We start from the raw sequence: 13,688 nt of genomic DNA, 5'->3' as shown, positions 1-13,688 counted from the left end.
CCGGGGTCCGCGCCGACGTTCCGGGGCGCGGACCCCGGGGTGGACCGGTCAGATCGCGGGGACCTGGACCCAGTAGCGGGTGTCGTTGCCCAGGTTCGCGGAGTTCGCGTCGATCTGGGCCTTGATCCAGTGGACGGCGGTCTTGTAGTTGTTGATGTCGGTGGTGTTCGGGTTGCTCAGGCCGGAGGAGCCGTTGCGGTGGCCGGCGAACCAGGCGTCGATGCCGTAGTGGCTCTGGCTCTGGTGCAGGCAGGAGACGTCCTGGCCGAGGTTCCCGTTGAGGGCCGAACCGTTGTTGTACTGGCCGGCCGACTGGCCGGAGAACTGCTGGCAGCCGGCGCGGAGCATCATCCAGTTCTGCTTGAAGATGCCGAAGTTGGCCGCGTCCCCGGTCTTGTTGTCCCCGTAGGCGTAGTCGGCGGTCATCGTGTCGGTCTCCAGCATGGCCACCGCCAGGTCGAGGCTGGTGCCCCCGGCGGCGCGGACCTGGCTCTTGCGGCTGCCCAGACCGCTGACGCTGTAGGAGCCGCAGGTCATCCCGGACGGGCAGGACGACGTGCTGCTGCCGCCGCCCGAGGAGTCGGCGCCGGAGCCGCGGACGACGCAGGACTGGTTGTTCTCCCAGCCCCAGCCGTCCCCGTCCGGGTCGCTGGCGCTGCCGTTCACGCAGTACGGGTAGCCGTTCGGGGCGGTCTCGGCGCCGGCGGCCGGCGCGAAGGCGACGGCCAGGGCGGCGAAGGTGCCGATCGCGGTGGCCAGAGCTGTCGGGGTGCGCTTCATGTCCTTGGATCCTCTTCCGGTGCACGCGGGTGGTGGGCGTGGCGGCCCCGGCCTGCGGCGGAGCGGTACTGCCGCAGGCCGGGGCGGTCATGGGTCAGGAAGTGCTGCAGGCCTGGCCGTTGAGGGCGAAGGCCGACGGGGCCCCGTTGGTGCCGGGCACGGAGGTGGCGCTGAAGCCGAAGTTGACGGTGGCTCCGGGGGCGATGGTGGTGTTGTAGCCGGCGGGGTTGGTCGCGGTGACCTGCTTCCCGTTCTGGGTCCAGGTGGCGTTCCACATCTGGGTGATGCTCTGGCTGCCGGGGAACGCGAAGGCCAGCTGCCAGCCGTTGACGGGAGCGCTGCCGGTGTTCTTGACGGTCACGTCGCCGTTGAAGCTGGTGCCCCAGTCGGACAGGCCGTAGTGGACGGAGCACGCACCGGCCGTGGGCGAGGCACCGGCCGTGGGCGACGCGCTGCCGCTCGGCGAGGCGGACGCGGACCCAGAGGGAGACGCGGACGCAGAGGCGCCGGCCGAAGGGGAGGCGGTGGCGGACGGGCTGCTGCTGGGGGTGGCGGTCGTCAGCCCGCTCTTGGCGGCCATCCGGTCGGAGTGGGCCCGGAAGACCGCGAGTTCCGCGGCGCCGGCCATCACGCCGAAGGTCCCGTCGACGTTGTGGTCCTCGTACCACCAGAACGCGCTGCCGTCGCCGCCGGCGGCCTCGAAGTCGGGGTAGATCTGCCCCCACCAGGCCGACCGGTCGACGTTCTGGACGTTGAACTCGCCCATGAAGAAGGGCTTGCCGACCACGGTGTGGGAATCCCCGATCCACTTGCGGATCAGCGCCTTGGTCTGATCGATCGACAGGTTCGCCCAGGACTCGGTCGGGTACGGGTGGGCGGACGTGTAGTCGATGTACGGCGACTCCTGGACATAGGTGAACGGGTTGCCCTCGTCACCGCCGAAGCCGTAGGCACTGCCGTGGCCCTCCAGGCCGATGCCGAGCAGGTGCCTGGAGTCGATGCCCTTGACGTAGGCGCCCATCTCGTCGACCCACGCGCGCAGCGTGGTGCCGCTGACGTTCTCCGCCTGGCTCTGGTCCTGATAGCGGGGCTCGTTCATGAGGTCCCAGGCGAAGATGGTCGGATCGTCCTTGTAGGCGATGCCGCTGTAGTGGTTGACGCGGTTGAGCGCGTAACCGACGTAGTTCTTGTACGAGGTGAAGCAGCCCGGGCAGCGGGTCCTGTCGAAGAACGCCGCGCGGCCGGGCTGGCCTCCGGACAGGCCCTCCCACTGCAGCCGGGTGTCGATGCCGCCGTAGGCCTCCCAGTAGTTCTCGAAGACCGGGACGAGCCTGAGGTGGTGGGCCTTGGCGGACTGGATGATGTAGTCGAACTGGGCGAACTCCTGCTGGTCGTAGACACCCTTGCTGGTCTCGAAGCCGTGCCAGCTCTGGTGGTTGAACATCCAGAGCCGGACCACGTCCACCTTGTCGGCCTGCAGGTTCGCGAAGTGGGCGTCGATCCGCGCCTTGTCCATGAACTGCGACTCGGTGTCCCCGGAGGCCGACCCGTAGGTGAACATGTCGTAGGTGTTGGTGCCGGCGAAGTAGTACTCCTTGCCGCCGAGGCAGAAGTGGATGCCGCAGCGGGTGGCGAAGTCGCCGCTGGTGTCGGCTGCGGCGGCGGTACCGGGCCCGGTGGCGGCAAGGCCGGCCAGGGCGACGGCGGTCGCGAGCAGGACGGCCAGGGGCCTGAACCGCCGGGCGAGGAGGTGGAGTCTGCGGTGCACGCGCATCCCTTTCATTCCCCCGTGAAGGGGGTGGTGGGTGGGGTGGGGAACCCTGAGGGCCATCCGGTGCCAGGTCCGCGGACACGGGGGCCGCGGCGGGCGTGGTGGGCCGCCAGGGGCGGTGCAGGCCCTTGGCCGCGAGGGCGGCAGCCGGCGCGAGGGACGCCGGGTGGTGGGGGCAGGCGGTGCGGACGGAGGGTGTTGGGGCATCCGCCCGCACCGCGTCCGGGGGCCCGTCCCCGGCCTGGCGCGGCCGGAGCGGGCGGGTGGGGGCGCGGTGCCCGGGCGGTGTTCGCGCTCGCCCGTGGTGCACGGAGGTGCCCTCGGTCCCGGATGCCGGGGGTGCCGGATGCCGGGCGCCGGGTGGTGCGGGGTGCCGGGCGCGATGGCACCCGTCGACATCGGCTCGAATCGCGATTAACCGATTTATCTGATAGGACGGTAGGGTCGATTCGACAGCCGTGTCAACAGCAGGTTAACCGGTTATGCATTTTGGCTGATGACAGAGGATGATCCCGGAGGCAGCGGAGGCCCGCCGGCGCGTAGTAGCTTGAGGGCACCATCGGTACGTCGGTTCGGAAGGGTCCCGTGGATCAGGTGTCCCAGCAGCAGAGTCCCCCGTCCCGGCGGCCCACCATCACCGACATCGCCAAGATCGTCGGCGTGTCGAAGGTGTCGGTGTCGAACGCCCTGAACGGGCAGCCGGGGGTCTCGGAGGCGACCCGGGCCAGGATCCTCGCGGTGGCCGAGGACATCGGCTTTGTCCGCAACAGCGCCGCGCGGGCGCTCAGCGGGGCCAAGGCCTCCGCGGTGGGACTGGCCCTGTCCCGGCCCGCCCGGATGCTCGGCACGGAGCCGTTCTTCATGGAGCTCATCGGCGGCATCGAGAACGTCCTCTCCGACGCCTCGTACTCCCTGGCCCTGCAGGTGGTCTCCGACCACCGGCGCGGACTGGAGGCCTACCGGCGGTGGTGGGGCGAGCGGCACATCGACGGCGCGATCCTGGTGGACCTGCGGGAGGACGACGAGCGGGTGCCGGCCCTGGAGGAGATGGGCCTGCCGACCGTCGTCATCGGGCACCCCTCGGGCTCGGGCACCCTGACACCGGTGTGGTCCGACGACGCCACCGCCGTCCACGAGACCATGGAGTACCTGGCCGCCCTCGGCCACCGCAGGGTCGCCCGGGTGGCCGGGCTCCCCGGCCTGGTCCACACCACGATCCGCGACCGGGCCTTCGACGAGGCCTGCGCCGGGCTGGGCCTGGAGGGGCAGGCCCCCGTGCACACGGACTACTCCGGCGAGCAGGGCGCCCGCGCGACACGGCGTCTGCTGCTCGCACCGGCCCGGCCGACGGCGATCCTGTACGACAACGACATCACGGCCGTGGCCGGCCTGTCGGTCGCGCAGGAGATGGGGCTCCAGGTCCCGCGGGACCTGTCGATCGTCGCCTGGGACGACTCGCCGCTCGCGCAGGTGGTGCGGCCGTCGCTGACCGCGCTCAGCCGTGACATCCACGCCTACGGCGCCCACGCGGCCCGGACCCTGCTCGCCCTGATCGCCGGTCAGCGGACGGACGGCTACGAGGACCTGCCGCCGCAGCTGACGCCGCGGGGCAGCACCGCGGCGCCGCCCGCCTGAGGGCGGACGGCGCGCCCTCAGCCCCGCGGCGGGGGCGGCGGAGCGGTGCTGCCCCGCGGACGCAGCACCGGGGCCCCGCACAGCCGGGACGCGGCGCGGCCCCGGTCGAGCAGCTCCAGGAGGCAGTCGGCGACCTCGGCGCCGACGGCGAAGGGGTCGTGGCTGAGCGCCGACAGGGTCGGCCTGGTGATCGTGCACAGGTCGGAGTCGTCCCAGGCCACGATCGACAGGTCCCGCGGGACCTGCAGCCCCATCTCCTGCGCGACCGACAGGCCGGCCACGGCCGTGATGTCGTTGTCGTAGAGGATCGCCGTCGGCCGTTGCCCGGACGCCAGCAGGGTGCGGGTGGCGCGAGCGCCGTCGTGCGCGGACAGGTCGGTGTGCAGGCCGGGGGCGTCGTGCAGGGCGAGCTCGGCGGTGGCCGAGTCGAACGCCTGCGCGCGCAGGATGGTCCGGGCGAGGTTCTGCGGGCCGCGGACGTGGGCGATGCGGCGGTGGCCGAGTGCCGCGAGGTAGCGCACGGCCTCGGTGAGGGCCGCGGCGTCGTCGGTGGTGACGGCCGGGAAGGGGCCGCTGAGGTGGGGCGGCGAGACGGCGACGGCGGGCATGCCCAGGTGGTGGACGGCGGCGATCCGCGGGTCGTCGGCCGAGGTCCCGACGAGCACCGAGCCGTTGACGCGGCCGGACTGCCACCACTGCCGGTAGAGGGCGATCTCGGCGTCCGTGTCGGGTGCGATGTGCAGCAGCAGGGCACAGGCGCGTTCGGTCAGGACGCTCTCGATGCCGCCGATGAGCGCCATGTGGACGGAGTCCAGGCCGATGCCGACGGTGCCGCGGGAGACGACCAGGCCCACGGTGTGGATCCGGCGCCGCGGGCGAGCGAGCGGGCGGCGAGGCTGGGCGACCAGCCGAGTTCGCGGGCCGCCTCGATGATGCGCTCCCGGGTGCGGGCCGAGACGCCGGGCCGGTCGTTGAACGCGAGCGAGACCGCGCCTGCGGACACGCCTGCGCGGGCGGCGACATCGCGAATCGTCACCCGTTGTCCCATGGTGCGTCCTGCCCTCGGCCCGGTCCGAGCCGCCGGTGCGGCCCGCGGTCCATCCTTTCAGGTCGCGGGCGGTGCCCGGGCCGGCGGGGATGCGCACGGAAGGGAGGTCAGCGCGCGGGTGGTGGGAGTTCGCCGGAGCCGCGGGCGATCAGGCGGGTGGGGATCTCGATGCGCCGGGCCGGGGACGCGTCGCCGCCGAGGCGGTCGAACAGGGTCCGGGCCGCGGTGGCGCCGAGCGCGGCGGGGTCCTGGGCGACGACCGTGAGGCCGGGACGGAGCAGTTCGGCGAGTTCGAGGTCGTCGAAGCCGACGAGGGCGGGCCGGTCCCGGTGGTGTGCGAGTCGGTGGAGCGCGGCCAGGGTGATGCGGTTGTTGGCGGTGAAGAGGGCCGTGACGGGCTGCGGGGCCGAGGTGAGGCGGGTGAGGGCCGCCGTGACGTGCGCGGGGTCGGTCGGTCCGGTGGCGATCCACCGCTCGTCCACCGGCAGGCCCGCGTCCGCCATCGCCCGGCGGTAGCCGCGGAGCCGCTCGGCGCTGGTGTGGATGCGCGGCAGGTCGCCGATGAAGCCGATCCTGGTGTGGCCGTGCCGGATCAGGTGCGCCACGCCGTCGCGGGCCCCGCCGGCGTTGTCGCTGAGGATGGTGTCGGCGTCGATCCCCCGGCCGGCCGGTCCAGGAAGACGACCGGCGTGCCGGCCTCCGTCTCCGGCAGGAGGTAGCGGTGGTCGTCGCCGGCGGGCACGACGACGAGCCCGTCGACCCGGCGGGCGCAGAAGGCCAGGGCTAGGTCGCGCTCGCGGCGCGCGTCCTCCCCGCTGGAGCCGGTGAACAGCAGGCAGCCCCGCTCGGCGGCGATGTCCTCGACGGCGCGTGAGAGGGCGGACGAGAAGGGGTCGCCGATGTCCTCCAGCAGCAGGGCGATGCTGGAGGTACTGCCGGTGCGCAGCAGGCGGGCGCTGTCGTTGCGGCGGAAGCCGAGTTCGGTGATCGCGGCACGGACCCGCTCGGCGGTCCCGGCCGTGACTCCGGGCTCGTCGTTGACGACGCGCGAGACCGTCTTGAGGGCGACCCCGGCGGCAGCGGCGACGTCCTTCATGGTGGGCCGGGTGCCGTATCTGCTGGTCATGTGGCGAGCCTAGGTCCTGTCCGGTCCGGAGTGGTGGTAAGGGCGGGTCGTCCCGGTGGCGCCGGTCGTGGCTGCGGGCCGGGTCGCGGGAAGGGCGCCCCGGTGGCAGCCCGTCCGCAGTCACCGGGGCGGCTGCGGACGGGCGCGGGGCCGACAGGTCAGTGCTCGGCGGCCATGGCCCTGGCGTGGGCGGCGAAGAGCTGCGCCGTGGTGCGGCCGGGGTTGGCGGGGTCGTTGTTCCACATGATGCGGTGGCCGTCGTAGTCGGGGTAGAAGGAGCCGTCGTCGACCCGGGAGGTCAGCAGCCAGAACTGGTCCCCGGCGCCGCCGGCCGTGCGCACGGCATCCGTCCAGGCGGTGTAGGCGCGGTCCCGGGCGGCGGTGTCGGGGATGTCCCCGCCCGCGTCGATCCGGAGTCCGAACTCCTCGACGACGACGGGCTTGCCGAGGGCGCGGCCGTCGGTGATGTGGTCCCCGATCCAGCGGGTTCCCCAGTCGGTGGCGTCGGTGCCCGGCTTGGAGCCGCTGGTCTCGCCCCAGTTCTGCGGGTATACGTGCACGGTGCCGTAGTCGACGGCGGGCAGGGCGAGGAGCTCCTCCCAGCGGACGCCTTCGTAGTCGGAGTACGGGTAGTCGGCGTTGCCCGGCCGGCCGTAGAAGCCCTCGTCGCCGACGGCCACCAGCTGGCGCGGGGCGAGCGCCTTGACGTGGGCGCTCATCTCGCGGGCCCACGCGAGGAGGGTGGCACCGCTCTTGTCGCTGCGGCAGCGGGGCTCGTTGGCGAGTTCGAACGTCATGATCGTGGGGTCGTCGCAGTAGCGGCGGCCGGTGTAGCGGTTGCGGCGCTGGATGACGTGCTTGGCCCAGGCGCGGTAGCAGGCCTTGATGCCGGGGTCGGTGTAGAAGCGGTCGTGGTGGGTGCCGTCGCCGTAGGAGTCGTCGGACAGGCCGAGGAACCACGCGACGTACTGCTGCATGCCGCCGTAGTCGGGCCAGTTGTTGACGAGCGGCAGGACCAGGCGCAGGCCGAGCAGGCCGGCCTTGTGGACGGCGTAGTCGAGGGCGTCGAAGGCGCTCTCGTCGTAGGCGTTGGGCTTGGCCTGGAGGGGGCGGTAGGACTGGCCGGTGCCGTCGGCGAACGCCCAGGCCCGGACGACGGCCAGGCCCATGGCGGCGGCGTCGTCGAGGACGGCGTCGATCATGTAGTGGGACTGCTGGTGCAGGTAGTAGCAGTTGGTCCCGGCGAAGCGGAAGGGCCGGCCGTCCAGGCGCAGTTCGCCGCGGCGGGCGGTGACGAATCCCGCGGTGGCGGCGTGCTGCGGCCCGGTGTCCGCCGCCGCCGTTCCGGCGAGGGTCGGCACGGTGGCGGCGGCGAGGGTGGCGGCGGCGCCCAGCAGGGCGCGGCGGGTGGGGCGCGCGGTGGGTTCGGCGGTACCGGACAGGGCGAACACGGGTGAACCTCCTGGGGCGGGCGCACGGGGGCGCCGGCGGGCTGGGGGTGGTGCGGTGTGTCGGCGGTGCGGCGTGTCGGCCGTGCGGCAGGTGGACGCGCCCGGTCAGCGGGTGGCGGGGACGCGGGCGCGGTAGAGCGTGGCGGTGCCGGTGAGGTGGGCGGGGGTGGCCGCGGGGACGAAGGCGCTGTCGCCCTGCCGGAGGGTGAGGTCGGGCGCGGCCGGCTGGGTGAGGCGGGCGGCGCCCGCCGTGCAGAGCAGGATCTGCGGGCTGCCGCCGCCGAGGGCGGCGGCCCCGTCGAGGTCGAGCCGGGAGAGGCTGAACTCGGCGGCGGGGGCGGGGTAGTGGACCTCCCCCGCGTCGCCGCGGACGGGCCGGACGAGTGCGGGCCGGACGGGGTGGAAGTCGACGACGGCGGCCAGGGCGTCGACGTCGACGTGCTTGGGGGTCAGACCGCACCGCAGCACGTTGTCGGAGTTGGCCATGATCTCGACGCCGGTGCCGCGCAGGTAGGCGTGCGGCACGCGGGCGTCCAGGAAGATCGCCTGTCCGGGGCGCAGGCGGACGTGGTTGAGCAGCAGGGCCGCGATCAGGCCGGGGTCGCCGGGGTGGTCGCGCGCGACGGCGGCGTACGCGGCGTAGGTCGGGGCGTGCGGACCGCCGTCGCGGGCGGCCCGCGGCAGGACGTCGGCCAGGGCGGTCGCGGCGCGGGCGCCGAGGGCGCGGCGGGGGCCGAGCGCGTCGGTGAGCACGGTGCGCAGCGCGGTGGCGGGCTCCGTGGTGCGCAGCACGGCAAGCCACGGTTCGAGGGCCGCGACGTGCAGGGGCGTCAGGAGATCGCCGGTGGCGAGGGGGTCGCGGAAGCCGCAGAGCGCGTCGAAGTCGTCGAGTGCGCAGAGCAATTCGGGCTTGTGGTACGGGTCCGGGTAGAGGCGGTGGGGTGCGTCGAGGGGGATGCCGGCGCTCTGTTCGGCGCTGTGCCCGGCCCGCGCCTGTGCGGCGCTGGGGTGCACCTGGACGGAGAGGGCATGCTCGGCGGCGAGGATCTTGAGCAGGAAGGGCAGCCGGGGGCCGAAGCGCCGGGCGGTGTCCGCGCCGAGTTCGGCCTCGGGGTCGAGGGCGATGACGTCGGTCAGGGGTCGCGGACCGCCGCCGCGCTCCAGCCGGGACGGGGCCTGGGGGTGGGCGCCCATCCACAGTTCGGCCTCGGGTGCTCCGGTGGGGCGTCGCCCGGTGAGCCGGGCGATGGCGGTGGTGGATCCCCAGGCGTAGGGGCGGATCTCGTTCGTGAGCAGGCCCGCGGTCGGCGGCTGGGTCATGGTGTGCTCCGGGGTCGGTGGTCCGGCCCGCCCCCGTGTCTCCTCACCCTCAGGAGGAGTCGGGGGCGGACCGGGGTCGGTGCGCGGCGCTCAGGGCCCGGCGGGGGGCGCGCTGCTGCCGCGGGGGACGAGGACCGGGGTCGGTGCGGGCCCGGACGGGGCGGGCCTGCGGTCGATGAGGTCGAAGAGGCTGCGGGTGACCTGGGCACCGAAGCCGTGGACGTCGTGGCTCATCGCGGTGAGGGTGGGGTGGGTCAGGCGGCACAGCTGGGAGTCGTCCCAGGCGACGATGCTGAGGTCGCGCGGGACGTCCAGGCCGAACTCGGCGGCGACGGCGACGGCGGCGACCGCCATGATGTCGTTGTCGTAGATGATCGCGGTGGGTCGCCGGGCGGAGGCCAGCAGGACGCGGGTGGCACGGGCGCCGGCCTGCCCGGAGAAGTCGGTGGGCAGGCTGCGGGCGGCCTCGAGTCCGAGTTCGGCGGTGATGCGTGCCAGGGCACGGGTGCGGATGGCGGTGTGGCCGAGGGTGGGGTCGCCGCCGACGCGGGCGATGCGCCGGTGGCCGAGGAGGGCGAGGTAGCGGACGACCTCCTCGATGGCGGCGTCGTCGTCCGTCCACACGGCGTGGGTGCCGCTGCCGGCGAGGCCGGGGTGTCCGGCGACGACGGTGGGCAGGCCGAGGCGTGCGAGGGCGGGGATGCGGGGGTCGTTCTCGGTGAGGTCGACGAGGACGGATCCGGCGACGCGGCGGGCCTTCCACCAGGTGCGGTGGACGGCGGTCTCCTGGTCGCGGTCGCGGACGAGGCGCAGCAGCAGCGAGGCGGAGCGGTCCGCGAGGACGCTCTCGATGCCGGAGATGAACTCCATGTAGAAGGGTTCGAGGCCGAGTTGGCGGGCCGGGCGGGCGATGACCAGGCCGACGGCCCCGGTGTCGGGAGTGGCGCGGGCCAGGGTGCGGGCGGCGCGGCTCGGGCTCCAGCCGAGTTCGGCCGCGGCGGCGAGGATCCGTGCGCGGGTGGGCGGGGCGACGCCGGGCCGGTCGTTGAGGGCCAGCGAGACGGCGGCGGGGGAAACTCCGGCACGGGAGGCGACGTCGCGGACGGTGGTGCGGACGCTCACGCGCTGCTCCGTTCCGGGGTTCCGGGCGCGGCACCGCGGCGCAGGGTGCGGTGCCGCGCCGGGCGGGTCACTTCGTCGAGCCGGCGGCGAAGCCGCTGTAGATGAAGCGCTGCAGGGCGAGGAAGACCACCAGGGTCGGGAGGATGACCAGCACGGTGCCGGCGGAGATGGTCTCCCAGTGGGCGCCGAACGGCCCCTTGAAGCGGAACAGGGCGGTGGAGACGGTGCCGAGTTCCGAGTCGGGCATGTAGAGGAAGGGGATGTAGAAGTCGTTGTAGACGGTGATCCCCTTGATGATCACGACGGTGGCGATGGCGGGCTTGAGCATCGGCAGGATGATCCGCCAGTAGACGGTGAAGCTGTTCGCGCCGTCCAGCCGGGCCGCCTCGTCGAGGGAGATCGGGATGGAGCGGATGAACTGCAGGAAGACGTAGATGGAGACGATGTCGGTGCCGAGGTAGAGCAGGATCGCCGCCCAGCGGGTGTTGAACGCCCCGAGGTCGTTGACGATCTGGAAGGTGGCGACCTGGGTGGTGACGCCGGGCACCAGTGTGGCGACCAGGAACAGGCTCATGACGAGCTTCTTGAGCCGGAACTCGAACCGGTCGATGGCGTAGGCGGCCATCGAGCCGATGAGCACGGTGCCGGTCGTCGACACCCCGAGGATGATCGTGGTGTTGACGAAGGCCTGCACCATCTGGCCCTCCTGGAAGGCCGTCAGGTAGTTCGCGAAGTTGAACCAGTTGCCGGGCGGGGTGAGCGGCCCGGTGGTGGCGGCCTCCTGCTCGGTCTTGAGCGAGGTGAGGAGCACCACGAGGAGCGGGACGAGGACGATCGCGCTGGCGGCGACCAGCGAGACGTACTTGGCCGTCCCGCCGAAGGTGGGGCGCCGGCGGCGCGGGGCCCTGGGGCCGGCCGGGACGGCAAGGTCGGGAGTGGTCACGAGAGTTCCACCCTCTCCTCCGGCACCAGGCGGCGCTGGATCCAGGTGACGAGCAGGATGAGGGCCAGCAGCACCACGGCACTGGCGGAGGCGAGCCCGACCTTGTCGAACTTGAAGGCGAGGTTGACGGTCTGGATGACGAACGTCTGGCTGCCGTTGGCGCCGCCGGTCATGATGTACGGGATCTCGAAGACGGCGAGCGAGCCGGAGATCGCGAGGATCACGCTGAGGCTGATGATCGGCTTGATGCTGGGGGCGATGATGTGCCGGAACTGCTGCCAGCGGTTCGCGCCGTCCAGTGAGGCCGCCTCGTAGAGGTGGCCCGGGATGGACTGGATGGCGCCGAGGAAGAGCACCATGTTCAGCCCCATGTAGCGCCAGACCGAGACACCGGCGAGCGACTTGTTGACCAGGTCCGGGTCACCGAGCCACATGAGCCTGCCGTGGTAGCCGAGGAGGTTCAGCAGCGAGTCCAGCGTGCCGCCGGGCTGGAAGAAGTACAGGAACACGAAGCCGATCGCGACGCCGTTCACCAGGTAGGGAAAGAAGAGGATGCCCTTGAACAGGTTGCGGAAGCGGGTGTCGAAGCTCAGCACGGTCGCGAACCAGAGGGCCGCCGCGATCTGCACGAAGGACGCCACCAGGTAGACGCCGCTGACCAGGAAGACCTTGAACAGCTCGGGCCGGGTGAACAGTTCGGTGTAGTTGGCGGCGCCGACGTTCTCGCTGGTGGGGCTGACGCCGTCCCAGTCGGTGACGCTGTAGCCGAACATGTCGAGGATCGGCAGGTAGGTGAAGGCCACCAGCAGGGTGAGCGGGATCAGCAGGTAGAGCCAGGGGGTGAACCACCGGTGCCTGCGGGTGGTCCGCCGGCGGAGGGCCGGCTTCTTCGTCGGTGCAGCCGGGGCGGCGTGGGCCGGGGCGGGCCCCCGCTTCCTGTCCTTCTGCAGTGCAGTCATCATCGTTCCTTCGTTGGGCGTGGCGCCCGGAGAGCGGCGCGGCCGGGCCCGCCGGTCGGGGAGGTGGCGGGCGCGTCACCGCGCCGCTGGTCCGGGGTGCGTCAGCCGGCGACGGTCTTCTGTGCGGCGGACCACTTCTTGTCCAGGTCCGCGAAGTAGCTGTTCATGTCGCCCGTGGCGGCGCCGCGGGCGATGTCGACGAGCTTCTGCCGGTAGTCGGGGGTGTTCAGGCCGATCTCGGAGCCCTTGTCGATCCTGCTGATGGTGGCGGCGTTCTCCTGGGTCTGGCCGAGGAGCAGCGTGACGCCCTGGGTCTCGAACGGCTTCAGCGACTCCGGCAGGGCGGAGCCCTTGACCGAGGAGACGGCCTGCTCGGCCGCGGCGCTGCCGGACTTGTTCAGGTACCAGTCGATCCAGGCGCGTGCGGCCTCCTTGTTCTTGGAGTGCACGTTGACCGCGTACTTGTAGTCGGGCTGCAGGACCGTGCAGAGCTTGCCGCCGGTGGCCTGCGGGAACGGCATGAAGCCGATGTCGTCGGCGCTGCCTCCGGCGGCCTTGGCGGCGGCCTGCATCTGCGGGACGGCCCAGGAGCCGAGCAGCATGGTGCCGATCCTGCCGGTGCCCAGCAGGGTCTTGGACTTCTCCCAGTTGGTGGTGGTCGGGTCGTCCTCGCTGAGCTTCTCGTGGACGGTGGTGTAGAGCAGTCCGTCGATCGCGTTCAGGTCCTGGCCGGCGGCCCACGGCTCGGCGGTGGTGGCCAGCTTGTCCTTGCCGCTCTGGTTGCAGCTGGGGCCGCCGATGTTGTCGGTCCACTTCTGGAGCGGCCAGGCGTCCTTGTAGTTGGTGTAGTACGGGGTCGCCTGGGTCTTGGCCTTGATGGCCTTCAGGTCGTCGATGAACTCCTGCGGGCTCTTCGGCCACTCGGTGACGCCGGCCTGCTTCCAGACGGCCTTGTTGTAGACGAGTCCGGTGGCGGTGCCGAAGTTGGCGAGGCCGTAGACCTTGCCCTTGACGGTGCTGTAGTCCGTCCAGTTGTACGTCTTCGACAGCTCGCCGGAGTCTCCCAACGGCGCGAAGAAGGTCGGGTACTGAGTGATCGACACGTTGTCCGGGATCAGCAGGACGTCGCCGTAGTTCTCGGTGTTCATCCGGATCTTGGTCTCACCCTCGTAGTCGGTGAGGCCCTCGAACTTCACCTTGACGTTCGGGTAGACCGTGGCGAACTCGTCCGCGTACTTCTTCAGCGAGCCGTCCTTGATCTGGTCGGTGCGGTTGGTCAGCACGGTGATGCTGCCCGCGACCTTGGCCGGATCGGCGGCCGCGGTGGCCGCCGAGGACGAGCTTGCGCCGCCCTGACTGCTACAGGCTGTGAGCACAACCATGGTTGCGGCCGCGACGGCCACCCATCCTCTTCGCATCTTCGCTCGTCCTTCGCACTGATCGTCTTGGAGATCGGGAAGCGGCAACCGGGGCACCGCATTCGGCCTCCCGGGCTACTGGACGCTTAACGTAGACGTCATGTCCCGGCCTGTC

The 13,688-nt window shown here is 72.1% G+C and carries 9 protein-coding genes and 2 pseudogenes; 1 reads left to right on the top strand and 10 read right to left on the bottom strand.

The window, feature by feature from the left end:
• Positions 1-48: 48 nt before the first annotated feature.
• Both ABEB13_RS38885 and ABEB13_RS38880 read right to left on the bottom strand, forming a co-directional pair.
• Complete coding sequence (locus ABEB13_RS38885; RefSeq protein WP_345709321.1) at positions 49-780, bottom strand: carbohydrate-binding domain-containing protein; 732 nt, start codon at positions 778-780, stop codon at positions 49-51.
• Positions 781-874: 94 nt separating this feature from the next.
• The gene (locus ABEB13_RS38880; RefSeq protein WP_345709320.1) at positions 875-2,548 is read right to left on the bottom strand and encodes a cellulose binding domain-containing protein; all 1,674 of its coding nucleotides are present in this window, start codon (positions 2,546-2,548) and stop codon (positions 875-877) included.
• 597 nt (positions 2,549-3,145) lie between these two features.
• Here ABEB13_RS38880 and ABEB13_RS38875 point away from each other — a divergent pair.
• Positions 3,146-4,186 (top strand): LacI family DNA-binding transcriptional regulator, encoded by a 1,041-nt coding sequence (locus tag ABEB13_RS38875; protein ID WP_345709319.1) that lies wholly within the window; start codon positions 3,146-3,148, stop codon positions 4,184-4,186.
• 17 nt (positions 4,187-4,203) lie between these two features.
• Here ABEB13_RS38875 and ABEB13_RS38870 read toward each other — a convergent pair.
• From ABEB13_RS38870 to ABEB13_RS38830, 8 genes and pseudogenes are all read right to left on the bottom strand, one after another.
• Positions 4,204-5,234 (bottom strand): annotated as a pseudogene (locus ABEB13_RS38870) (LacI family DNA-binding transcriptional regulator).
• Positions 5,235-5,341: 107 nt separating this feature from the next.
• Positions 5,342-6,360 (bottom strand): annotated as a pseudogene (locus tag ABEB13_RS38860) (LacI family DNA-binding transcriptional regulator).
• A gap of 158 nt (positions 6,361-6,518) precedes the next feature.
• A complete protein-coding gene (locus ABEB13_RS38855) occupies positions 6,519-7,811 on the bottom strand; it encodes a glycoside hydrolase 5 family protein (protein ID WP_345709316.1) in 1,293 nt (430 codons plus the stop codon).
• A gap of 105 nt (positions 7,812-7,916) precedes the next feature.
• A complete protein-coding gene (gene manA, locus ABEB13_RS38850; protein ID WP_345709315.1) occupies positions 7,917-9,131 on the bottom strand; it encodes a mannose-6-phosphate isomerase, class I in 1,215 nt (404 codons plus the stop codon).
• A gap of 90 nt (positions 9,132-9,221) precedes the next feature.
• Positions 9,222-10,253: a LacI family DNA-binding transcriptional regulator gene (locus ABEB13_RS38845; RefSeq protein ID WP_345709314.1), complete on the bottom strand. Its 1,032-nt coding sequence runs from the start codon at positions 10,251-10,253 to the stop codon at positions 9,222-9,224.
• Between the two features lie 67 nt (positions 10,254-10,320).
• Entirely contained in the window at positions 10,321-11,196 is an 876-nt protein-coding gene (locus tag ABEB13_RS38840; protein WP_345709313.1) for a carbohydrate ABC transporter permease, read from the bottom strand.
• On the bottom strand, positions 11,193-12,155 hold the full coding sequence (locus ABEB13_RS38835; protein ID WP_345709312.1) for a carbohydrate ABC transporter permease: 963 nt from the start codon (positions 12,153-12,155) through the stop codon (positions 11,193-11,195). The genes ABEB13_RS38840 and ABEB13_RS38835 overlap by 4 nt, the downstream gene beginning before the upstream one ends.
• Before the next feature lie 101 nt (positions 12,156-12,256).
• The gene (locus tag ABEB13_RS38830) at positions 12,257-13,573 is read right to left on the bottom strand and encodes an ABC transporter substrate-binding protein (protein WP_345709311.1); all 1,317 of its coding nucleotides are present in this window, start codon (positions 13,571-13,573) and stop codon (positions 12,257-12,259) included.
• Positions 13,574-13,688: the final 115 nt, after the last annotated feature.

The sequence above is a fragment of the Kitasatospora paranensis genome (assembly GCF_039544005.1).
Lineage (GTDB): Bacteria > Actinomycetota > Actinomycetes > Streptomycetales > Streptomycetaceae > Kitasatospora > Kitasatospora paranensis.
This window is presented reverse-complemented; position numbering and strand designations above follow the sequence as displayed.